This window comes from Rhodococcus sp. NPDC003348, from assembly GCF_053589375.1.
The window spans coordinates 57,576-80,615 of the sequence record NZ_JBSFRT010000014.1 but is presented as its reverse complement, the minus strand read 5'-3'; the positions used below and the strand labels follow the sequence as shown (position 1 = coordinate 80,615).

Here is a 23,040-nt window from a genome sequence, read left to right as displayed (position 1 = left end):
GCTGGCAGCCTCTATGGACCGTGAACATCGCGACGCCAGGCGGACCACAAGAGACTGAATAGCAGAAAGTACACGAATGTCGCCTGCTGATAGGTGAACAGATCGAATGTGAAGGTCGATGCAATGATCCCGATCAGCGCGGACCCGATTGCGTATGTCTGATCACGCTCCCGCGGTGACCTCGCCGCCCGCAGCGACGTGACCATTCCGGCCACAGCGCCCGTCATCACAAGCAACATCGCCACCAATCCAACAGCGCCTCCCTGCACTATCGCCTGCAGCCACTCGTTGTCCAGGAATCCGTACACGGTCGGCGGATTTCCGCCGAGGCCGAGCCCGAACCACGGATGCTCATGAAATGTGCGCGATACGGTGCTGTAGTCGGCCAGGCGGCTGAGCACGCTTCCGTCCTCCTTTGCCATGACCACTGTGAGCCAGAGGGCATAGGCGGAATCGGGAGCAGCTGCCACATAAGCCAAGCCAACTCCGATTCCGATCAGAATCCCATTGGCGAGCTGACGAACGGTGAACGCGAACATGTACGTGAGGAGGGCAGCCACGAGCGCAACCACTCCGGCCCGTGAGCCCGCCGCAGGCATGGCGAATCCGGCGACCAGACAGCCTCCGGCCGCGCACCGCCGGTAGAGCGGCCTATTGGCAAACCGCGCGAGGTGAAGCGTCAATGGAACCGCCACCGCGGCCAGAACCGCGAACTCGATGGGGTGCTGTGAGGTACCGACGACACGAAAGGCTCCATTCCGCTCGGCAATGCCGGCGACCTCCAGATTCAGCACGAATCCCGGCGGTTGGAACAGAAGTCGCAGATCGATTCCCGTGAAATTCTGCAGCAATGCAACCAAACACGCGAAGGTGATTCCGGTGGCTAGCAGACCCATGACGATCGATCTCTGTCGAACTGTCCTGACCGTGTGGAGTACGTACAGCGCCACACCCGCATTCGCAATGAGCCCGATGGCCATCCGCGTCTTCGTCGCCTCTACGACGGAACCGTCCAGATGCAGGATCCCGACCCCGTAGATCAGAAGCTGGAGAAGGAAGTAGACGACAATGAGGATGACACCCGGGTTCACCACCTGACGACCGCCTCGGCGCCTCGCCAGGACGAAGCCCGTCACGGCAAGTGCGAAGAACGCGACAGCCATCATTCGTGCGGGTGATCCGTTGCTTTTGAGCGGGCCGGGGAAAACGGAGATCGTCGGTAACGCGGGAACGAGTAGACAGAAGAACCCGACCACCCATGGTGTCGGCTCGCCGACCGGTCGACTCGGCGCCGACACATCGGTCCTGACCGGCGCGGTCACCGGGGCGGGAGCAGACATCAGTCGACCGAATCCGCGCTACGACCCGTCTTTCCCACCACACCGTCCATCACTGGCGCCCGCGGATCGGCGCCGTTGGATTCACTCGCACGCTCCGAACCAGGCGGCGTCTTCTCCCGACGCCGCAGCATCACAAGGTCGACTAGGACTGCGGCAAGCACGGCAAGTCCCATACCTGCGAGAAGTATTGCTACCGTCGATCGTATCCTGCTGGGCATTGCCGGCACCGGATCGCTCGGTGCCTGCACCGGATACACCGCAACCATCCGGTCCTCGGGCACTCCGGCATTTCGCTGCAGAGTTCGCAGCGTCACGTCAGCCTGTGCCGCAACCAACTCGAGTGTCTTCGTGACAGCGGCTGGGTCGGGGTTCGTGACCTCAACCATGACCAGGGGCAACTGACCGACTGGGGGCGGAAGTTCCATCACCTTGGAGAAGTACCCGGGCTGCCCGCCCGCGGCGACGACCTGCTGAACCACAGCGGGACTCCGCAACCCGATCGCCAGCAGGTTGGCGATGAGTGGTGCCCCTCCGGCGTCCACCAGACCGTTGCTCCGCACCTCACCGACATCGGGCGGCACCACACTGGGGGGAGCGAAACCGATTGCGACATTCGCATAGTAGGTGGGCTTCACACCCGAGTACAAGGAATAACCGAACCACCCGACAATCAGCATCAGCGGGACGAAGACGTACCAGCGTCGGGCACAGGATCGTCCGACGTCGAAGAGGTCCACGCCAACTCCCACTCGCCGTCGAATCGGCGGAGGCCATCCGCTTCTTCGAATTGAATCCGTCTCTAAGTCTTGTTGACCGGCGCGCGAATCGAATGGGTTCCATGGTACCAACTTCACCCTTCCTTGCACCCACACAAACCGCTTCCGTTCAGACGGCTCACACCGCTACAACCCCGGTGACGGGTGTGCACCACTGCCTCGCCGCACCTCGACTGGTTCACCACCCAGCAGCAAGCCATCCACCCATGATGAAGCTCGAGACTGGCGGGTCGGCGGCAAAGCAGGGCTCCGATAGGGCTCCCAGACCTCGCCGACTCGCAAATACGGCACCGCCCAGCAGGTCACCGTTTGTCGTTTGACCACTCCGATGAGCAACTTCAGCAGCGGTGAAGGGAGCGGTAGCCTGGAGGCACCGAGGGGCCAAGGAGCTCAGACAGCACTCTCAATTCCATTCCCTGCACGGCATTGGCAAGAACGCTTGACGATGGCCGGGCGTGCTGGGACGACGTCAGCGAAGCCGGAGGCACCGTGGGCGAAGCCGGAGGCACCGTGGGCGAAGCCGGAGGCACCGTGGGCGAAGCCGGATACACCGCGACAGTGGCGGGCAAAAGTCGTGTCGGCGCCCGCCGATGGGTGGTTGTCATCAGCCTGCTGATTGCAGCAATGACGGCTGGTGGGGTGCCCGTATATGTACACCCACAGATCGATCCCCTTCGACCGGCCGACGCTGTGATCGTTCTGGGTGGCGCTGACTGGAGCCGATACCCGTACGGAATCGAGCTCGCACAGAACGGGTGGGCGCCGCAGGTCATCTTCTCGAATCCTGCTGGGGTAAGTGATAACTGGATGGCAAAGGCGTGCGCGGAGCCCCACCCCGATTTCGAGCTGCTCTGCTTTGTTCCTGATCCGCCGACGACTCGAGGGGAAGCGAAGGAACTGAACCGCTTGGCCGAGCAGTACCACTGGAATCACGTCATCGTCGTGACATTTACGCCGCACATTTCGCGCGCCCGGTTCATCCTGGAGCGCTGCTTCGACGGGGAACTGACGATGGTGGCAAGCCCAGGCGAAATATCATCTCCCCGATGGTTTTACGAGTACGCCTACCAATCGGTGGGCTATCTGAAGGCGGTCCTGCAGCCGGGATGCTGACAATCGGTCTCAACGTGCGATGGTGCTAGTATCTGGCTCGACACGGTGCGAGCGCGGGCGCTGCCTGTTCTTGCGAATGCGGAATGCCGTTCGCCGCGGTCACCTCGATGGGCTGACCGGGCCTGGCCTAGGAGTGCATCGACAATGTCGCGGCCCATGCTCCCACCAACTACCCTCGGCCTGCGTGCGGGCGACCTGGTGGAGGTCCGCAGTGCCGACGAGATCCTCTCCAGCCTCGACGAACGGGGCGAATTCGAAAATCTCCCGTTCATGCCCGAGATGCTTGCATTCTGCGGAAAACAGCTGACGGTTCGCAAGGTGGCTCACAAACTCTGCGACACGATTGGTGGCAGCGGGATGCACCGAATGGAGAACACCGTGCACCTCACCGGGTCCAGATGTGACGGTGCCTCACACGGAGGCTGCCAGACCGCTTGCTCACTGTATTGGAAAGAAGTCTGGCTCAAGCGGATCGAGCCCGGGACGCGATCGACGTCGAGCAACCGAAGGGTCGAACTGCCGCTCTTGGAGGCCAACGCGCACAAGGAGCCTGGCCCGGACGGCGAGGACCGATACTCCTGCCAGGCAACAGAGTTGCTGCGGGCCGCACCCACCTGCCTGCCATTTCGCGACCTCCGCCAATTCAGAACGGATGTCACGAGCGGCAACGTGACGCCGACCCAGTCGCTAAGGGCGTTCGGCGTCGCACTCTTCAACCGTCTGCAAGACGTCAGTACTCGGACACTGCCTCGCAGGCTGCGGTTTCGAGACGGCCAGCGCTGGGGATTCGTTGTCGGAAGGCTGATGGGCAGAACTCCAACGGAGCATCTCGACTTGCGGCCAGGCGAGATGGTCCGAATCAAGACCAAGGAGCAGATAATGGCCACCCTCAACGAAGGCCGACTCAACCGCGGCATGGGCTTCGACGAGGAGATGTCCCGCTACTGCGGCCGGACCGCGCGAGTGCACTCGCGCGTGACCAGATGCCTGGACGAGAAGACCGGCAGGCTCCTTGTCATGAAGAACCCTTGTATCGTCCTGGAAGGCATCGTCTGCGCCGGCGTGTACAACGCCAACTGTCCGCGCGAGTTCGTATCGTTCTGGCGCGAGATCTGGCTCGAACGCGTCTGACCAACCCTGATGCGTGGGGACAACGCATCCGACCTCACTCGAGATCTTGCGGCGAACACACCTGACAGCGAGCCGTGCACGATTGCGCTGCGTAGAATTCGAGTCGTGCAGCGAGGATCGTCGGCCACAACGGAAACGGACGTCGTCTTCACATTCGGAATGGAGATGTTCGACGACGCGGTAGGTCGGGAGTTCTGCCGACCTACCGACCAGACTCTGCTTGCGCTGGCCGGTAGCGACCGCGTGGGGCTCCTGCTGGTCGCCGACGCATGGCGCTCCTACATCGCGTCTGCCGTGCGCCGCCGGCCCGTCCGGCTGGACGATCCGGTGACGATCGCCGATCGGACCGCCACCCGGGTTCGGCCACACCGGCTCAGGACTGTGGAATCGACCGGCCTCAACGCGGTCGAACGCTCCTACCGTCGGTACGGCGCTCTGCTCGGTCGCGCGCTGGCGCGTGCCCGCGGCGAACAGGCGGCCCAACCGGCATCCGCCGCGCTGGTCACGTACCACCCGTTCGTCGCTGCGTTCTGCGATGCGTCCTGGATCAGCAACATCGTGTATGTCGGCCAGGATGATTGGGCGAGCGGCGACGCGCTGGCTCAGTGGTGGGACTTGTTCCGGGTGGCCTATCAACGCATCGACGAGCGCGCGGGGGCAATCTTCGCAGTATCCGAAGAGCTTGCCCGGCGGTTGTCTCCGCGCACCAGCGTCGTTCCGAACGGCGTAATCGGCGAAGTCTGGCGCCGGCGCTTCCCGGAGCCGGATCGTATTGCCGCCCTGCCCAGACCGCGCGCCGTGTACACGGGCACCATTGACGACCGCCTCGAGCCAGCTCTGGTGAAGGTGACCGCGGACCGGGTCGGGTCTTTGGTGATGGTCGGTTACCCGGGCGACCCCAGCACGATCGAGTACCTGCGCTCGCTGGACAACGTTCATCTCTTCGGCCCCGTCAGCCAGCGTGAACTAGCCGCAACGGTGCAGGCGTGCGACATCGGAATAATCCCGCACCGTGACCACGCCTGTATCCGCGCGATGTCTCCGCTGAAGTTGTACGAGTACCTCGCGGCCGGGCTCCCCGTACTGTCGGTCGACCTGCCGCCGATCCACGGAGTTGACGACGAACGCGTGCACATCAGCAAACGAGCGGATTGGGCCGACGGACTCGCGCGAGCACTCGCCATGGGGCACACCTCCGAAGCTCGGAGGCTGAGTTTCGTCGCCGAGGTCTCGTGGGAGCGACGCATGCATCCGGTGGTGCTGGCAGCGACCCGTCAACCCTAGACATGTCAGGCGCGAGTGGTGGGGGCCTCCGCGCGGTACTCGTCTCGCTCACCCGTCCCCAAGATCCGCTTGACCATGTACACCAGTTCACCGAGCAGGGCCCTGTGGACCAGCCGCATCACTCCGATGCCGGCCGCTGCCCCCGCCAGTCCGCCGAGCAGTAGGACCACCAGCTCGCGTCCAGGGATGGCGACCGAGACTGCAAGGTAGGCCGCAGCGACCCAGGCCGCCACGTGAGCGCCGGGGACCAGTGACGCGACCTGGCTGCGCAGCGTCATGTGGAGCAGGCTGCCGCGGATGAACCACTCGACGGGGAGCAACATGCCGGTGGCCGCGCTGTAGCCTATAGCGACTTCCAGGGGACCGAAGGGCAGGCCGGACACGATGCCCACTGTGGTGACGATCGTGGTGAGCCAGGCAAACCGAAGATTGAGCCTCGCATGCCCCAGTCCCAGCACCAGGGGCATCGTCGACGGTTGATAGATCGCCTGCACGGCACCCGCCATTGCGAGGACTTGAACGATCGGGATGGCCGGCGCCCACTGTTTTCCGAACAGCAGTAGCACCAACTGCGGCGCAGCCGCAGCGACAAGCGCCATGACCGGCAGGGCCAGGGCCGCGAGGGCCCGCGTCGCCCGGGTCATGTCGATACGTAGTGACTCGAGATTGTCCGCAAGACGCGAGAACGCCGGAAACAACACTGTTCCCACCGTCGTGGTAGCCAACTGGACCGGAAGTAGCAGCAGGCGATAAGCCAGGCCGTAGTACGCCAACGCCTGAGGCCCCTGGAACCGGCCGACCAGCAGGTTGTCGATGTTCCGAGACACCGAGTTGATCAGGAGTCCGGCAGCGAAGGCCCGCCACGAGAACGATGCGATCTCTCGCAGCCGCTGCCACCGCAGGTTCGGCCTCCTTCCGGCCCCGACCGCCAGCAATAGCAGCAACAGAACCACATCGGTGCAGACAACTTGGACGACCAGCGCCCAATAGCTCGCACCCGCAAGCGCCACCGCCACCCCGAGCGCACCTCCGGTCATCGCCGCCACGACGTCCGCGATTCCGATCGTGCGAAACTCCATGCGGCGCTGCAGCAACGCGCGGGGGGTGATCGACGCAGCCCGCACGAGCAGGCTCGGCGAGAGTGCGACAAGAACCAGCGCTAGTTCCGGTGTCGACATGAAGGCGGCCCAGGCCGGGGCGATCACGATGGTCACGACCATCAAAGACGCCCCGACGGCGAGATTCACCGTGACCACGACGCCTGGCATGTCGGCCTCGACTGTGGGTCGTTGGATCAACGCGCTCGAAAATCCCTGGTCGAGCAGAAGGGCAACGATCCCGATGTAGACGGCGCCCAAGGCGACGATGCCGAAAGCCTCGGGCCCGACGAGTCTGGCCAGAATGATCGTGAACACCGTTCGGGAGACTTCCCGACCGATCACGGAAAGACCGCTCCATCGCATTCCCGACGACAAACTGCCGTCAGCCATGATGACCCCACATGGTCGTTCTCATCAGGCCTACCGCCTGTGCACTACCCGGATCAACCCACCAGCTCTGTCCGTTGCCCGAGACCGGAGCCAGTCGCTTCGACCGCCCGAGGTGAACGACCGGACACTCGTCCCCGCCACCAACAGCATCGGTGCGATCCTTCCGTCGCAGCCAACGGCCATTCGATGTTATCAGCGGCATCAGCGAACACGGAGATCCTCCTTGTTCGATTCGGACCCGTGGTGTGTCGACTCGATGGAGTTCGAGGTCAATGTGGACCATGGATCGCTGTTCGGAATCTACCTCTCCCGCATTGGATCTCGAGTGATTGCATGTCGCCGAAGTTGCGAGTGGCCCGGCGAGTGAAGTGTCAACTGACCGGACGGGGGCGGTGATAACATCAATGGTCGTTGTCCCGATCTCGGGTCACAGTCGAGTGGATGTCGGGCACATCCTGGCGGGTGCGCCTCGGTCTCGCTTGCCGCCCGCTCGGTTTCGACGCGAAGTGTGCGCATCGAACCTGTCCCGATCGGCCCTTTCTGATGGATCGCGATGGGCGACCCGCGTCCGACGACTACGAGGAGCGCTGATGGTGCGCAAGGGCGACATCCTCGTCTCGGTCGGGCTACCGGTACGAGACGGTGCCGGGCGGATGAGCGACGTGGTCGAATCGGTACTTGCTCAGGACCACGCGAACCTCGAGCTGGTGATCTCTGACAACGCATCGTCCGACGGCACCGAGGACCTGTGCCGGAGTCTGGCCGCACACGACAGCCGCGTCGTCTATCGTCGCAACCCGGTCAATGTGGGAATCCTCAACAACTTCACCAACACCCTCAGGCTGGCCACAGGCACCTATTTCCGCTGGGTGAGCGACGACGATTGGCTACATCCGCACTGCATATCGCGAGCTCTCGACATCTTTACGGCCGACGACCGACTGGTCCTGGTGACCAACGAGATCGAGTACCGCGGTGAGGACGGCGTCCCGAGGATTGCCGCTTACAACGGGGCGGCCCTCGGTTCCAGCGATCCGGTCGCACGGTTCGCCGAGTATCTTCGTCTCCTCACCGACGAAAACCTACAGATCGACCCCCTCTACGGCACGCTCCGGCGCGAGTCCGTCCTGCACATCGGACGTCGCAACATGCTGCGAGAGGACGAGGTGTACGCCACCAAACTCGCGCTCGCTGGACCCTGGGGTCACGTGCCCGAGGTGCTCACGAGGCGAATCTGGAAGTACGAGAACATGTCAGTGCTGGCCCGCAGACTGGACGTGCCACCGTGGCAGGCGCATTTCGCAACACTGTTGCAGTGCAGGGAGATGCTGCAATGGCTGACGCAGTGCGACCTCACCGAACAACAGCGCCGCACAGCCAGGCTTGCGGTGGCGCAAATGTACACACGCCGTCAGCGGATCTCGGCGGCTCGCCGCGGCCGCAAAGTCGTTCGCGTGGCGCGGGACCTGGTGCCACCCCTGTTGACAGCTCGGGGGACGCACCAAAGCCCACACGGGTGATCAGTTGAGCTCAGTCGGCTCGATGGACATTCGGCCCGTGGAGAAGTTTCTTCACCGTCTGCTTTGCCATACCCGACGCGCTCTTCAGCGCCATCAACCTCTGTTTGACATTCTCTTCGGGCCGAGGCTTGAACACGGTGGAATGCGATTCGCCGTCCCAATTGGCCGGTGGTTCCAGGGTGTAGTAGTAGCCCGCGAAGGAGCGACGAACGGCATCGGTGGGGCACGTCACCGCAGCGACCCCGTGAAAGCTGATCTCGCTGGTCTCGAAAACCACGCAGCGATTGAATATCGGATCGAACGAATGGATCCGTTCAGATACGTCGCGGTTCCACAGTTCGAGTTGACCTCCCCACTTCGACGACCAACCCTCGTTGAAGTAGACGAGAATGTTCAATCTACGGTGTAGTTTTCGGGCCTCGATGTAGTTGAAGTCGATGTGAACGTCGAGACGGCCCCGCCGTCCGGTTTGATGCAGGCCGCCCCCCACCAACTCGCTGTCCGCGAGCAGATGCGGAATGGTGAAGATCGACGATACCGCCGACAGGAACTCGGGCGTGGCGAGTGCATCGTTCAGCACCTTCAAGGCCGGCGGAAACTTCTCACTGTCCGTCACCTGGACCTTGTTCTTCTCGTTGATCGAACGGAACCGCTTCCCAGCCTTCTCGGCCTCTGCGTAACTCGGCCATGAGCGCAAGACCTCGTAAGCAAAGTCGGTGGTGAGAAAATCATCGATCACGACGTGCGGAAACGGAGTCGCAGCGAGCGCCTGCTGATGCAGGAGGTCACGATCGATCGCGCGGATCACTCCACTCGATGAACCCATGTCTCGTCCTCAGTTCGATGAAACTGCCTGAAGAATCGTCTGTCGTAGCCCCTAACCGTCGCGCCAGAGAACCGGCACCTCGACGAGGGACCAATCTCGAAGGGCCGCTTCATGAAATCCTCGAGGATCGAAATGTGATCATCGGTCCGGGACACTAACCGACGGCGATCGCGGGCGGGCAGGTTTCACAGTGGTCTTTCCGCTCCACGGCCGGAACAGGATCCAGGGCCGGAACAGGATCCAGGCTCCGACAGCCAGGAGGAACAAGCCGACCGAAACGTACGCGGTACCGGCGAGCGCCACAAGCGGATTGCGACTGCCGTCATCCCACAAGGAGCCGGCGGGCCCCAGTATGGACGTCGGACGAATTGCTCCCGGCGCAGATTCCTGCGGCCATGTCAGAAATACGACCAGCGGTGCCAGCAGAGCCCCTGCAAGTACCGGTCTCGTGGGGCTGAGCCGTATGGCAGTGGCGCCGAGCCAGACTCCCACCGGAACCATCCAGATCCAATGCTCGTGCCAACTGACGGGCGAGATCAGTAGACCGGTGATCGCGCATGCGAGCATTCCCGCCACGGGATCACCGCACCGATCCGCTCGAACCGCGACAGCGAGGCCACCGATGCCGATCGCCAGAGCAAGAACGAGCCAGACCGCCCCTCCGCTGTCGTCGAAGAATCTGATCACGGTCCCGTTGATCGACTGATTGGAGACGTCACCGACCGGAACGGGACCCAATAAATGAGCGGTATCTGCGAGCATTCCATCGAACCAGTACTTCACTGATTCCGCCGGAGCAACGAGGAAGCCGAGCCCCATCAGAATCAAAAACGTAACAACCGCATTGAGCGCAGCGCGAAATCGTCGCGTCAGCAGAAGATACAGAATGAATATCGCGGGTGTGATCTTTATCGCCGCGGCAACGCCAATGAGAATCCCAGCGAACCGCGGAAACCGCCCTCCGATCGCAAAGTCGGCCACCACCAGGAACATCAGCAGAATGTTGATGTTCCCCACATCGAGGGTGCCGTTCACGGGTTGGAGCCACAAGGCGCAACCAGTGACCCCGAGCGACGCCCCGGCAAGTCCTGCGTTCGGCCGGAAATCGAGCATTCGAAACGTCATCCAGACTACGGCCCACAAGGCGGCAATACCCAGCGCGAAGAGAAGTACCTCGACCGCGCCGAACGGGAGGGCAGACAGGGGACCGAACACCACCAGCGTGACTGGCGGGTAAATGAAGTAGGCCCCCGTGCCATGTAGTTGAACGTCGTAGACAGGAAGTCCGTGCTCGAAATTCCCTCCCCCCATCAGATACACAGCGAGGTCGTAAGAATCGAATCCGACAGCCCGTTTGAGAAACAAGAACGCTGCCAGTGCTACCACGAAGAGAATTGCGCCAGGAACAATCACCGCCGATGGCAGGACCCTCGCCGGCAAGGTTGGATGTGACATTTCAACCTCCGCGTGACCGTCCACGGGGCCGGGCGCCATCCGATCGCCATGCCGTTGCGGACGCAACAGGTTTCGTTGCCCCGCCCCAGGCAGTCAACTGCAGGCTCGGGCCGGGCGCACACTCGTCAACGTTGGGAATCGACAAGTTGCCTTCCAGCGTTCCAAGGATACAGCTGCTTGCCCAGTCCGTCACAGGCACAGATCCGCCCGGAATCGGGAAGCTTGCCCCCGGGGGCCCTGATGACCTGCCATCGGAATGGATCTCGGGCACCGTCAGCGAGTATCGGCTGATGCTCGTGAGGGTGATAGCATCTGTGGTCAGCGCCATACTGGGCGGCCGCGGCTGCTTCGATGCACCTATTCGAGCGCAACCGAGGGACGCCGACTCGCGTGTTCGACATGCGCACGGCCGGAGGGGTTATGCCCCACACAGTCCCACCTCATACAGATTTCACCTCATCGCTGGCGCGCCGACGAGAACCGGCGATCCAAGCGCTGCGGGGCGTCGCGGTGCTCCTCGTCGTGGCGGGGCATGTGATCGGTGCGACGGCCAGCCAAGGACTTCTCGCAGCGGACGATACGCCATGGCGGTACGCCTATCTCGCTCTCGCCGACATCCGCTTGCCACTGTTCACCGTGATCTCCGGGTACGTGTACGCCATGCGCCCGGTCGAGCATTGGCGAAATTTGCCGGGACTCGTCGCGGGAAAGTCGCGGCGCCTGTTGATCCCGCTGATCACTGTCGGCACGTTGCTCTACGTCGCGCTGGAGACGGTGCCGGACACAAATTCGAAGCCGAGTGGTGTTGCACTATGGCACACATACGTTTTCGGATTCGAGCACCTGTGGTTCCTCCAGTCGATCTTTCTCATCTTCCTGATCGTCGGACTTCTCGACAGCTGTGGCGCACTCGCCTCGCGACCATCGTGGGCCGTCATGACAATCGCCGCGTCTGTCGCCTTCGTAGTCGTTCACATCCCTCCGACTGCCGATGTCTTCACCATCAGCGGAGCTGTGCGACTGCTTCCATTCTTCCTGCTCGGTTACGGGTTGCGTCGGCACGCATTGTTCGATCTACGTGGCAACCAAGCCCTGCTCGCGGTCGCAGCGTTCGCCGCCGTGTATTCCGTGCGCCTGCTCGTTGTCTTCAGGGTGTACCGCATCGACGCGCACTCCGACCGGGCGCTCACGATCGCCGTCGGGGCAATCGCAGTCGTCTTGATCTACTCAGCCCGCCACCTGGCGAATGCCCGGGTGCTGGTGTGGATCGGTGGATTCTCGTTCGGCATCTACCTTTTCCACGTCTTCGCGACGGCGGCCTCACGCATTGCCCTCGAGCATCTCGGTCTGCACGCACGGCCTGAGCTGTTCGTCGTGGGACTGGTGGCCGGTATCGCCGCACCTATCGCATTGCAACTAGCCGTGCGGAGGACGCGCGTTCTTCACACGCTGCTGTTCGGGGAAAAGACGCGGACCCGGGGCAACCCCCAGCCTGCTCCTGTGACGATGCCGCGCATTCGAAGACCCTGGACGTGGACCATCGGCCAAACGTGAGGGTATCCGCAACGGGTCGAGCTCGGCAAGCAGCCTCGCCCTGGTGGCCTGCTCGATCACCTTCTCCGCCAACGCAAGAGCCGGCTGCGCCATCGCGATCCAGTCCCGACAGCTGGGCGCCTTCTCCGCCGCCTTCACGACCTCCCAAACCCGCTCCTGCTCGGCAACATCGATCGGCCGATGTGACCGTTGGCCAGATGGGACTGGGCCGTGACAGTGTGGTCACCACAGTGCGTGCGACGCCCTCGACTGCGAAAAGGTCAGTGGCCGACGCCTGCGCAATCCGCGAATGGAACAGCACCTGCAGCACCAGATCATCCAGCTCCTCACGGAGTCGACCGGATCGCCCTCCTCAATCGCGTCGAGCAGCTCGTAGGTCTCCTCGAGCAGGTACCGGCGCAGCGAGTCGTGGGTCTGGGTGACCTCCCAGCCGCTGTACGACCACAGCCGGTCCATTACCTCGGCGGCCTCGACGAGACCGTCCCCGAGCCGACCTCGGCGCTACCCGGGTGTCCCCACCACGTCCCCGCTCCATCGTCTGGGAGTAACGCTTCAGCTACCACCTCGGATACTTACTGGAAAGTAGGAACAATGTCCGGGGGGACCAATGAAGCTCGTCATTCGCGCCGGCCGCTCCATCACGGCCACCGCGCTCGCCGCCGCGGTCACCACGACCGTCGCGCTGGTCGCACCCGCGGCGCAGGCCGACAACCCCGACAACTACCTCGACCTGCCGCTGGTCAACCGAGACGCCTCGGTCTCACCGGGCGGCGCAAATCCCGCTCTGCCCAATGACCCCGATGTGCTGCGCGGGTTCCTCGACCAGGCCCGCGCCGCGGGGGTCGCGCCAACCAGCTATGCGGCCCTGCTGCACCAGTACTGGCTCACCGACGTCACCCGCACTGCCGGTATCGACCTCGCGTCGTGGGATCCGCGGGCCGGAGTGAAGGCCAACCGGGACAACCTGATCCGCTCGTACCGCTACTACGAGGACCTGCAACTCGACCACCGCGAGCTGCAGTGGGCCGGGATGGGCGGCCAGGTCGGTGCCGACTTCGGTGGCGGTCTCGCCGACTTCGACCTCCTCACCGACGCCTACGACCTGCCCGGGCTGAGCCGGCTGTCGCGGGCCGTCGTCACCACCGTCGCCGACGCCGCGGGCCCGCAGGCCGTGGCCCAGCTCCCAGAGGGGCTGCGTGCCCTCGCCTCGGCGGGCGAGACGATCACTGCCGAGGACCTGCGCTACATCCTGGGCATGATCCTGGTGATGCAGAAGAACATCTTCTCCGACCTGATGCCGATGCACCGCGCATACGTGACCGGCGGCCTGCCGGCGCTCGAGGAGATGCACCGCGCCGGCCTGTTCGGCGACGACATCCTCGACGCCTGGTACGACATCGCGTCGAACGATGCCGAGCGTGTCGCCCGGGGCAACGGGACGCTGCTGCGCCGCGAACAGGGCGTCATCATCAAGGATCAGTGGGACGCTGTGCGCAGCTACAAGGGCGATGTCGGCGAGGCGATCACCTACCTGTCGACCGTTGCCGCCTCGCCGTCGGTCGCGGGAGTGACGCCGCCGCGGTCCGTCCGCCCGATCCAGGTGAGCGTCACGCTGCCCGACGGTCGTGCCACTACGGTGACGACACCGCTGCCCTCGTGGAACTGGTCGGTCTTCGAGGATCGTTGGGACTACATCAACGCGGAGCTGTTGCCGCGCTACAAGTTCCAGGTCGAAAACAACTGGCCGGTGCTCGAGGCGCAACTGCAGGTACCCTACGAGACCCAGTTCGAGTCGAAGCGTCCCCTGCTGACGTTGCCGCAGTTCTTCGACTCCGCCCTGCGCAACACGAAGGTCGAGGTGTCCTGATGCGGATCGCTCCCCTGGTCCCCACCGCTGCGCTGGCGGCGGTGGCCGCACTCGCCTTCGCCGGACCGGCGTCCGCGGACCCGGCCGCGCCGCCGGTGTCCACGCCCGCCATCGGCGAGGTCGTCACCGGCTTCTCGCTGGAGGCGCTCGAACAGGGACGATTCGCAACCCGCGCCGAGTTCGACGCGGGTCTGGCCGCCGACGACCCGTTCTACGCCGAGCCGGCGCTGACGGGCTCCGAACGTCCCGGCACCCTGCTCAAGGAGAAGAAGGTCGACGTCCAGTTCGCCGCCTATCGACCGGCGAACCTCGATGCATGGAAGATCATGTACGTCACGTCGGATCTCGATGGCAGCCCCACCATCAGCACCGGCATCGTGATGATTCCGGTGGACGGCACCCCGAACTCCGAACGTCAGGTGATCTCCTACCAGCAGGCCAACGACAGCATCGGCGCGAAGTGCCATCCGAGCTCGCAGTGGACGGGCGCCAACCCGCTCGACGGATCGTCGTGGTCCGCGCTCGGCCCGCTGGCACAGATGTTCAACCGGGGCCAGGCCGTGGTGATCAGTGACGTCGGCAACGACGCGGATCCGAACCCGCACGGCGTGTTCGCGGGCCGCTTCGGAGGCAAGGCACAACTGGACGCGATCCGCGCGGCGCTCACCCTCGACGAGGCCGGGCTGAACCCGAAGGCACCGATCGGACTGTTCGGCATCGCCGGTGGCGGCGTCGGGGCGGCCTTCGCCGCCGAGTACCACGACACCTATGCGCCGGAGCTCGAAATCCGCGCGACGGTGCTCGAGGGGATGGTGGTCGACCAGCGGAACTTCATCCGGATGGCGGACGGGTCGGTCGGCGCGGGATTCGCCTTCGCCACGTTGCTCGGCCTCGAACCCCGTTACCCGGAGATGCGTATCGACGAGAAGCTGACCCCACTCGGCAAGGAAGTCGCGGACTGGTACCGCACACAGTGCCAGACCCCCGCCTACTTCACGTTGCCGTTCGCACCGCTGAATGCACTGTTCATCGGCGGCGCCTCCCCCGCCGACATCCCGGACTTTCAGCACGTCTACGCCGACAACGAACTCGGCCGCGGTGCCGCGCCCCGGTCGAAGGTGCTGATCACCTCGTGCCGCGCCGATGACTCCCCGATGTCGCTGGTACCGGCGCAGGATTCGCGAGATCTCACCGACCGGTACCGGGCCGGCGGCACCGATGTCACCTATGCGGGCACCGATTGCAGCACGGAGCGTTTCGTCGGGAACATGTACGGCTGGGGAACCGACCTGTTCGGCATGCAGACGATCGACTGGCTGACGAAGACCGTGCGGGAGGGCTGACCCGCTCCGATCGGGTCTGCCCTTCGTCGGCGACCGCCGGGAGCCACTCATGGGGTTCCAGGCGGTCGCCGACGGTCTAGGCGGCCTCGGAGAGGAACCGAGCCATGTCCTCCGGGATCGGAACGTGCGTCGTGAGTCCCACGGCCGTACGTCCGGTGTTGCCGGAGGGATATCGCCGCAGGGCGGCGGCGGGCGCGGCCACGACAATCCGCAGGAGCTGCCCGGCGGCCTCACGCCAATCCCGTTGCCGCAGAGCAAGGGCGAGCATCGCGAGATGGTTGCGGGTGTGCAGCCACGCGTGGTGCTGAGACAGGATGTGAGCCTGCTCGAGGTGCGTCCACTTCTGTGCTTCGTCGTACGCAGTGCGGGCGTCGTACATCTCGGCGGAGTACGCGGCGCGAACACGCGCGGGCATCGTCATCGACAGTTCCTTCGGCTCGGTGTCGACCACCCTTAGCTGCTGAACTGGCTCAGGACGCCGCCGAGCAGGCTCTGCGTGCCTACGGCGGCCAGGCGGCGTCCGGTACGAGTAGCCATGAATGTTGTCCCTTCGGCCTCGCCGCGACGATCGTCGCGAACGATGCTGGTCAGCCCGTCACAAGCGGGTGGCGGCAGGTGTGGTGCGCTGTGCGCGAATTCATCCTGACCCAGGAATACTTAGGGGACGCTGAGTAGCGCTACAGACGGTCCGGGCGGCACGGCTACTGTCGGAGCCGTGCTACCCCGAATCCCGGCGTGGGCGAGCCGGGCCCGGCGGCGGGCGAAACCGGTCCGCATCCGCCTGACGCTGCTGGCCACCCTGTTGGTTGCGGTCACGCTGACCGCCGCCGCCGCGGTGGTGCTCGTCGCCATCCACAACTCGTCACGGCACTCCGCCGACGTGGCCACCACTGCGAGAGCCAGGCAGATCGCGGCGGTCGCCGAGTCCGAGGGACTCGGCGCTCTCGACGCGTCGCTGCTGACCGCAAGCCGGTATGTCGACATCATCCAGGTCGTCGACGGTTCCGGGCGGGTCGTCTTCAGCGACGTGCGCTACCCGACCGGACCGCTCAGCCCCGGTCTGGCGCCTGGCGAGGAGACGCGGGTCGGCGGCCTCAGGACGACGCCCGACGGTCCGGGATTCCGAGCCGCGCTGGTCGGCGTGACCACCCCCGACGACGGTCCGGTCACGGTCGAGGTGGGCGCATCCGAAGGACGCCTCGACTCGCTCGTCCACCTCGTCGCCAAGCTGGGCGCAGTCGTGATCCCGCTCATCGTGCTCGGGACGGCGCTGCTGACCTACTGGTTCGTCGCGCGCACCCTGAAACCGGTCGACGACATCCGCAAACGGGTGGACGACATCTCGGGCGGAAACCTCGATCAGCGTGTCCCCGTACCGGACACCGGCGACGAGATCGCAACGCTGGCCAGCACCATGAACGCGATGCTCGACCGCATCGACACCGCCCGGACCCAGCAGATGCGGTTCGTGAACGATGCGTCACACGAGCTGAACAGCCCGCTCACCACGCTGGTCGGCCTGCTCGATCTGTCCCGAACGAAGCAGCTGCCCATCGATCCCGAGACCGTCGAGACGGTCATGCTGCCCGAAGCCCTCCGCCTCCAGGGCATGGTCTCGGATCTGTTGTTCCTGGCACGCGCCGACGAAAAGGGCGTCCCGCTGCGAGTCGCCGATGTGGACCTCGACGAGGTGGTCAGCGCGGAGGTCGCCCGCCTCGAGGCACTCGGTCGCCACACGATCACGGCGCGCATCGTGGCGGCCCGAGTGCGAGGCGACGGGGAGAAACTGGCCCGCGCCCTGCGAAACATCGCGGACAACGCTGCCCGCCACACCCGTGACCGCCTCGACTTCGCCATCACCGTCGACGCCGATCGCGGCCACGTGTGCGTGACCGTCTCCGACAACGGGCCCGGCATCGCCGACGCCGACAAGGAACGTGTCCTGCAACGGTTCGTCCGCCTCGACACCGCCCGCGAACGGGGTAGCGGCGGTTCGGGGCTCGGTCTGGCGATCGTCAGCGAGATCGTGCATGCACACCACGGACAGGTGGTCGTCGCCGACGGACGAGACGGTGCCACCGTCGGATTCACCCTGCCGTTGCCGGATGGCTAGCCGCCGCCGTCGGCGGCAAGCCGATACCCGACACCGCGGACCGTCTCGATCGCCTTGCACCCGAACGGCGCGTCGATCCGCTTTCGGAGGTAGCTGACGTAGACCTCCACGACGTTCTCGTCACCGCGATAGTTGACGTCCCACACGGACTCGAGGATCCCGGCCTTCGTCACAACTTCACCCTTGTGCCGCATCAGGTACTCGAGCATTCCGAATTCCCTTGGTGTCAAGGTCAGTTCGACATCACCTCGCCTGGCGACATGAGCCGCCGGGTCGACGGTGAGAGATCCTGCGGTCAGCACCGCCGGTCGCACCGGTGCACCACGGCGCACCAGCGCCCGCAGCCGCGCGATCAGCACGACGAACGAGAAGGGTTTCGTCAGGTAGTCGTCGGCACCGAAATCGAACGCATCGGCCTGGTCGTACTCGCCGTCCTTTGCGGTCAGCATCAGCACGGGCGTCCACACACCTTCGTGCCGCATCTGCCGCACCACCTCGTACCCGTTGAGGCCGGGCATCATGATGTCGAGGACCACGACGTCGAAATGCTCTGTGCTCGCCTTCTCCAGGCCCTCGCGACCGTCGTGGACCACGTCGACGACCCAACTCTCGGCCACGAGCATGCGGCGCACCGTCTCCGCGACGTTGCGGTCATCCTCCACCACGAGTATTCGCACGGCCTTCACTATCCCCCGTCACGCCCGGCCGTAGTGAGGTCACCTCGGAGAACTTCGTCACCGCGTGGCGCGTGCAGGAGGCACCCTCACGCTGCACACCATCCCGCGGTCGGACCGTCGGCTCGCCGTCACCAGACCTGCGACCAGGTCGCGGGTGCGATCGCCCCGGAGTCCGGCCCGGCCCTGCGCGCCGCCTGCTCGGCCGCCCGGATCCGCGCAGCGAAGGCCAGGACGGCCTTGCGAAGCATGTCCTCGGCGTTCTCGCCCACCACGATCCGCACGACCCGCAACTCCTCGGGCACCAGCTCGGCAGGCAGCCCTGCCCTGGTGGCCCGCTCGATCACCTTCTCCGCCAACGCAAGAGCCGGCTGCGCCATCGCGATCCCGTCCAGACAGGAGGCGCGCGCCTTCTCCGCCGCCTTCGCGACCTCCCACGCCCGCTCCTGCTCGGCGACATCGATCGGGCCGGTGTGACCGTTGGTCAGATGCGGGCTGCGCAGGGCGAGCTTGGTGACCAGCCCCCGTGCCACGTCGTCGACGGTGAACGGGTCGGTGGCCGACTCCTGTGCGATCCGCGAATGGAACAGCACCTGCAGCAGCAGATCGCCCAGCTCCTCGCGCAGACCGACCGGGTCGCCCTCCTCGATCGCGTCGAGCAGCTCGTAGGTCTCCTCGAGCAGGTACCGGCGCAGCGAGTCGTGGGTCTGGGTGACCTCCCAGCCGCCATACGACCACAGCCGGTCCATCACCTCGGCGGCCTCGACGAGACCGTCCCCGAGTCGACCGCCCTCGTCGCTCACGCGGGCGCCCCCACCGGGACGGACACGTCCACGGCTCCCGCGGCCTTGCCGTCCATCGCCAGCAGGAAGTCCGCGATGTACTGCAACAGCTGCACATCCCGCACCCGGTCGGAACCGACACCCCCGGTCCGCGGCAACGGCATCTGCACCATGCCGGTGGTCGCCCGGTACTGCGCCGCCGAGTACAACCTCTTGAGCCGCAACTGCTTCGAGTCCGGCAGCTGCATCGGCGAGATCTTCAGCTGGGTACCGGTGACGGCCACCTCCTCGATCCCGTACTCACGGCACAGCAACCGCAGCTTCGCCACCGACACCAACCGGCCGACCTCCTCCGGCAGCGCACCGTAACGGTCGACGAGTTCGTCGATGACAGCGGTGATCTCGTCGTCGTTGCCCGCGGCCGCCAGCTTGCGATACGCCTCGAGCCGCAACCGGTCGCTGGTGACGTAGTCCGGGGGGATGTGCGCGTCCACCGGCAGGTCGATCCGCACCTCCTTCGGTGCCTCGTCGGTGGTGATCGGCCGGCCGTCCGCGACGGCGCGGTACGCCTCCACCGCCTCACCGACCAGGCGCACGTACAGATCGAAACCGACACCGGCGACGTGCCCGGACTGCTCGGCACCCAACACGTTTCCGGCGCCACGGATCTCGAGGTCCTTCATCGCGACGGCCATGCCGGCACCGAGGTCCGAGTTCTGCGAGATGGTCGCGAGCCGGTCGTACGCGGTCTCGGTGAGCGGCTTCTCCGGCGGATACAGGAAGTAGGCGTACCCACGTTCCCGGCTGCGCCCGACCCGACCGCGCAGCTGGTGCAGCTGCGAGAGACCGAGCGAATCTGCCCGCTCGACGATCAGGGTGTTGGCGTTGGAGATGTCGAGCCCGGTCTCGATGATCGTGGTGCACACCAGCACGTCGAACTCGCGCTCCCAGAAGCCCTGCACGGTCTTCTCCAGGGTCTCCTCGTTCATCTGACCGTGCGCGACCACCACCCGAGCCTCCGGAACCAGGTCACGAATCCGCTTGGCAGCCTTGTCGATCGAGCTGACCCGGTTGTGCACGTAGAACACCTGGCCATCGCGGAGCAGCTCACGCCGGATCGCGGCAGCGACCTGCTTGTCGGCGTAGGCACCGACGTACGTGAGGATCGGGTGCCGTTCCTCCGGCGGAGTGAGAATCGTCGACATCTCCCGGATGCCGGCCATGCTCATCTCCAGCGTGCGCGGAATCGGGGTGGCCGACATCGTGAGCACGTCGACGTGGGTCCGCAGCGCCTTGATGTGCTCCTTGTGTTCGACGCCGAACCGCTGCTCCTCGTCGACGACGACGAGACCGAGGTCCTTCCACCGCACCCCGGTCTGCAGCAGCCGGTGGGTCCCGACCACCACGTCGATCTCGCCGTCGGCCAGCTGCGCGATGATCTCCTTCGACTCACCGGGATCGGTGAACCGGGACAGCCCCCGCACCTTGACAGGGAAGCTGGCCATCCGCTCGGTGAAGGTCTGCAGATGCTGTTGCGCGAGGAGGGTGGTCGGCACCAGCACCGCGACCTGCTTGCCGTCCTGGACGGCCTTGAAGGCGGCCCGCACCGCGACCTCGGTCTTGCCGTAGCCGACGTCGCCGATGACGACCCGGTCCATCGGGACCGGCTTCTCCATGTCCGCCTTGACCTCGTCGATGACGGTCAGCTGGTCCTGGGTCTCGGTGAACGCGAAGGCGTCCTCCATCTCCTTCTGCCACGGGGTGTCCGGGCCGAAGGCGTGACCGGGCGCCGCCTGCCGGGCGGCGTACAGCTGGACGAGCTCGCCGGCAATCTCCCGAACCGCCTTGCGTGCCTTGCGTTTCGTGTTGGCCCAGTCTGATCCGCCGAGCTTGCTCAGCGCGGGCATCTCGCCGCCGACGTAGCGGGAGAGTTGGTCGAGGGATTCCATCGGGACGAACAGCCGGTCGCCGGGGTGGCCGCGTTTGCTCGCCGCGTACTCGATCACCAGGTACTCGCGGCGCGCGCCGCCGACGGTGCGCTCGACCATCTCGACGAATCGGCCGATGCCGTGCTGGTCGTGCACCACCATGTCGCCGGCGGTCAGTGCCAGCGGGTCCACCTGGTTGCGCCGCTTCGGCGGCAGCTTCCGGCCGTCACCGGCCGCGGCGACCCGATTGCCGGTCAGATCCGACTCGGAGACCAGCACCAGCCCGACGTCGGGGCGCTGCGCCGGAAGGATCAGTCCGCTCTGCAGGGTGCCGCACAGCACGGACACCTGCCCGCGTGCCGGTTCGGCGCCCGGCGCCAGCAGTGCTGCGGGCACCTCGGCGTCCCACAGGCGTTCGAGTACCCGCTGCGCGGTGCCCGATCCGGCGACGACGATCGCGGCGCGCCCGCCGGTGGTGACGTGGGCCCGCAGCATCACGAAGAGCTCGGCGAGCAGTTCGTCCGACCCGCGGACCTCGGGGGCGGACTGCAGGTCGAGGACAAGTTCGGTGTCACTGCCCGACGCCAGCGGACTGACCGTCCACCAGGGCCGTCCCTGCTCCACCGCGCTCTCGTGGACCTGTCGCAGCGTCCGGTACGCCGATGCCGCCAGGTCCACGCCGGACACCCCGACGCTGGTGGTGTCGAGGGTAGAGGTGTCCAGCGGGGCGGCGGCACCGATCGAGGCCGCGGTCCAGGACGCCTCCAGGAACTCCTGCCCGGTGCGCACCAGATCGGTTGCGCGGGTGCGGATCTTCTCCGGATCGCACAGCAGGACGTGGGTTCCGGCAGGCAGCGCCTCGGTCAGCAGCACCAGCTCCCCGTTCTGCAGCACGGGCAGCAGCGCCTCCATGCCGTCGACGGGGATACCGGCGGAGAGCTTGTCGAGCATTTCGACCAGGGCCGCGTCGGCCTGGTTGTCCTGCGCCAGGGCCGACGCGCGGTCCCGGACCTTCTCTGTGAGCAACAGCTCCCGGCACGGCGGCGCGATGAGGGTGGTCACGGTCAGCTCCGGCAGCGAGCGCTGGTCCGCGACCGAGAAGGACCTCAGCTCGGTGACCTCGTCGCCCCAGAACTCCACACGCACAGGGTGATCGGCGGTCGGCGAGAAGATGTCGAGGATGCCGCCACGGACGGCGAACTCGCCGCGCTTGCCGACCATGTCGACCCGCGTGTACGCCATCTCGACGAGCCGCGTGATCAGTTCCTCGAACGGGACCTCGCTCCCGACCCGCAGGTTGACCGGTTCGATCTCGCCGAGGCCCGGAGCCATCGGCTGCACCAACGAACGCACGGTGGTGACGACGATCCGAAGCGGCGGACCGTAGTCGGCGTTCTCGGGGTGTGCCAGCCGACGCAGCACCTCGAGCCGGCGACCGACGGTGTCGGCTCCGGGCGAGAGCCGCTCGTGCGGCAGGGTCTCCCACGAGGGGAACTGGGCGACCGCGTCACCGAGAATCTCCCGGAGTTCCGTCGTCAGGTCGTCGGCCTCGCGTCCGGTCGCGGTGACCAGCAGCAGCTGACTGTGCTCGGCGATCGCCGTCGCGAGGAAGGGCCGGACGGGGTTCGGTGCGACAAGCGCGAGTTCCGCACGACCGAGGGCGTCCCGGACCGCGTCGAAGGCCGCACCTGCGAGCGCGACCCGGGCAATGCCCGCGAGCGGAAGATGCGCCTGCCCGGAATCCGGGTTGGCCGTGGACAGCGTCGATGGCATGTGAATGTGACCGCCCCTGGATCGCCGAACGAGTACGGCCGCCGTGTCGACGACCACGGTCGATTCTAGGC

At 65.5% G+C, this 23,040-nt stretch carries 18 protein-coding genes and 1 pseudogene; 8 read left to right on the top strand and 11 right to left on the bottom strand.

The genetic code is table 11. The features are described from left to right. Positions 1-11: 11 nt before the first annotated feature. Together ACWDU4_RS11965 and ACWDU4_RS11960 are read right to left on the bottom strand one after the other, a co-directional pair. Positions 12-1,340, bottom strand: a complete 1,329-nt coding sequence (locus ACWDU4_RS11965; protein ID WP_450114117.1) for an O-antigen ligase family protein — start codon at positions 1,338-1,340, stop codon at positions 12-14. Beyond that, complete coding sequence (locus ACWDU4_RS11960) at positions 1,340-2,077, bottom strand: hypothetical protein (RefSeq protein WP_450114116.1); 738 nt, start codon at positions 2,075-2,077, stop codon at positions 1,340-1,342. Before ACWDU4_RS11960 ends, ACWDU4_RS11965 begins: the two co-directional genes overlap by 1 nt. A gap of 528 nt (positions 2,078-2,605) precedes the next feature. Here ACWDU4_RS11960 and ACWDU4_RS11955 point away from each other — a divergent pair. The 3 genes from ACWDU4_RS11955 to ACWDU4_RS11945 all read left to right on the top strand — a co-directional run bounded on the left by ACWDU4_RS11955 (position 2,606) and on the right by ACWDU4_RS11945 (position 5,644). After that, a complete protein-coding gene (locus tag ACWDU4_RS11955; RefSeq protein WP_450114115.1) occupies positions 2,606-3,229 on the top strand; it encodes a YdcF family protein in 624 nt (207 codons plus the stop codon). 144 nt (positions 3,230-3,373) lie between these two features. Then, positions 3,374-4,360: a hypothetical protein gene (locus ACWDU4_RS11950; RefSeq protein WP_450114114.1), complete on the top strand. Its 987-nt coding sequence runs from the start codon at positions 3,374-3,376 to the stop codon at positions 4,358-4,360. Between the two features lie 105 nt (positions 4,361-4,465). Then, entirely contained in the window at positions 4,466-5,644 is a 1,179-nt protein-coding gene (locus tag ACWDU4_RS11945) for a glycosyltransferase (protein ID WP_450114113.1), read from the top strand. A gap of 5 nt (positions 5,645-5,649) precedes the next feature. Here ACWDU4_RS11945 and ACWDU4_RS11940 read toward each other — a convergent pair whose 3' ends face one another. Further along, positions 5,650-7,134 (bottom strand): lipopolysaccharide biosynthesis protein, encoded by a 1,485-nt coding sequence (locus ACWDU4_RS11940; RefSeq protein ID WP_450114112.1) that lies wholly within the window; start codon positions 7,132-7,134, stop codon positions 5,650-5,652. Between the two features lie 590 nt (positions 7,135-7,724). Between ACWDU4_RS11940 and ACWDU4_RS11935 the strand changes: the two genes are divergently transcribed. Then, positions 7,725-8,654, top strand: a complete 930-nt coding sequence (locus ACWDU4_RS11935; protein WP_450114111.1) for a glycosyltransferase family 2 protein — start codon at positions 7,725-7,727, stop codon at positions 8,652-8,654. 10 nt (positions 8,655-8,664) lie between these two features. On the opposite strand, the gene ACWDU4_RS11930 is transcribed toward ACWDU4_RS11935, so the two are convergent. Then, the gene (locus ACWDU4_RS11930) at positions 8,665-9,480 is read right to left on the bottom strand and encodes a 2OG-Fe(II) oxygenase (RefSeq protein WP_450114110.1); all 816 of its coding nucleotides are present in this window, start codon (positions 9,478-9,480) and stop codon (positions 8,665-8,667) included. 138 nt (positions 9,481-9,618) lie between these two features. Continuing rightward, positions 9,619-10,935 (bottom strand): glycosyltransferase 87 family protein, encoded by a 1,317-nt coding sequence (locus ACWDU4_RS11925; RefSeq protein ID WP_450114109.1) that lies wholly within the window; start codon positions 10,933-10,935, stop codon positions 9,619-9,621. Positions 10,936-11,286: 351 nt separating this feature from the next. On the opposite strand from ACWDU4_RS11925, the pseudogene ACWDU4_RS11920 reads away from it, so the two are divergent. Continuing rightward, positions 11,287-12,336 (top strand): annotated as a pseudogene (locus tag ACWDU4_RS11920) (acyltransferase family protein); the annotation flags it as partial. Position 12,337: 1 nt separating this feature from the next. Here the strand turns inward: ACWDU4_RS11920 and ACWDU4_RS11915 are convergent. Together ACWDU4_RS11915 and ACWDU4_RS11910 are read right to left on the bottom strand one after the other, a co-directional pair. Next, on the bottom strand, positions 12,338-12,790 hold the full coding sequence (locus tag ACWDU4_RS11915; protein ID WP_450114163.1) for a hypothetical protein: 453 nt from the start codon (positions 12,788-12,790) through the stop codon (positions 12,338-12,340). Further along, the gene (locus tag ACWDU4_RS11910) at positions 12,712-12,945 is read right to left on the bottom strand and encodes a MazG nucleotide pyrophosphohydrolase domain-containing protein (RefSeq protein ID WP_450114108.1); all 234 of its coding nucleotides are present in this window, start codon (positions 12,943-12,945) and stop codon (positions 12,712-12,714) included. Before ACWDU4_RS11910 ends, ACWDU4_RS11915 begins: the two co-directional genes overlap by 79 nt. Before the next feature lie 151 nt (positions 12,946-13,096). Here ACWDU4_RS11910 and ACWDU4_RS11905 point away from each other — a divergent pair, with 151 nt between their 5' ends. Then, a complete protein-coding gene (locus ACWDU4_RS11905; RefSeq protein WP_450114107.1) occupies positions 13,097-14,356 on the top strand; it encodes a hypothetical protein in 1,260 nt (419 codons plus the stop codon). Next, complete coding sequence (locus ACWDU4_RS11900; RefSeq protein ID WP_450114106.1) at positions 14,356-15,699, top strand: lipase family protein; 1,344 nt, start codon at positions 14,356-14,358, stop codon at positions 15,697-15,699. Before ACWDU4_RS11905 ends, ACWDU4_RS11900 begins: the two co-directional genes overlap by 1 nt. A gap of 76 nt (positions 15,700-15,775) precedes the next feature. On the opposite strand, the gene ACWDU4_RS11895 is transcribed toward ACWDU4_RS11900, so the two are convergent. Then, positions 15,776-16,150 (bottom strand): DUF3703 domain-containing protein, encoded by a 375-nt coding sequence (locus tag ACWDU4_RS11895; protein WP_450114105.1) that lies wholly within the window; start codon positions 16,148-16,150, stop codon positions 15,776-15,778. Positions 16,151-16,414: 264 nt separating this feature from the next. On the opposite strand from ACWDU4_RS11895, the gene ACWDU4_RS11890 reads away from it, so the two are divergent. Then, positions 16,415-17,812, top strand: a complete 1,398-nt coding sequence (locus ACWDU4_RS11890) for an ATP-binding protein (RefSeq protein WP_450114104.1) — start codon at positions 16,415-16,417, stop codon at positions 17,810-17,812. On the opposite strand, the gene ACWDU4_RS11885 is transcribed toward ACWDU4_RS11890, so the two are convergent. The 3 genes from ACWDU4_RS11885 to mfd all read right to left on the bottom strand — a co-directional run bounded on the left by ACWDU4_RS11885 (position 17,809) and on the right by mfd (position 22,969). After that, positions 17,809-18,489: a response regulator transcription factor gene (locus tag ACWDU4_RS11885; RefSeq protein WP_450114103.1), complete on the bottom strand. Its 681-nt coding sequence runs from the start codon at positions 18,487-18,489 to the stop codon at positions 17,809-17,811. The two genes, ACWDU4_RS11890 and ACWDU4_RS11885, sit on opposite strands and share 4 nt — an antisense overlap. Before the next feature lie 128 nt (positions 18,490-18,617). Further along, complete coding sequence (locus ACWDU4_RS11880) at positions 18,618-19,289, bottom strand: MazG family protein (protein WP_450114102.1); 672 nt, start codon at positions 19,287-19,289, stop codon at positions 18,618-18,620. Next, the gene (gene mfd / locus ACWDU4_RS11875) at positions 19,286-22,969 is read right to left on the bottom strand and encodes a transcription-repair coupling factor (RefSeq protein WP_450114101.1); all 3,684 of its coding nucleotides are present in this window, start codon (positions 22,967-22,969) and stop codon (positions 19,286-19,288) included. The genes ACWDU4_RS11880 and mfd overlap by 4 nt, the downstream gene beginning before the upstream one ends. Between the last annotated feature and the right edge of the window lie 71 nt (positions 22,970-23,040).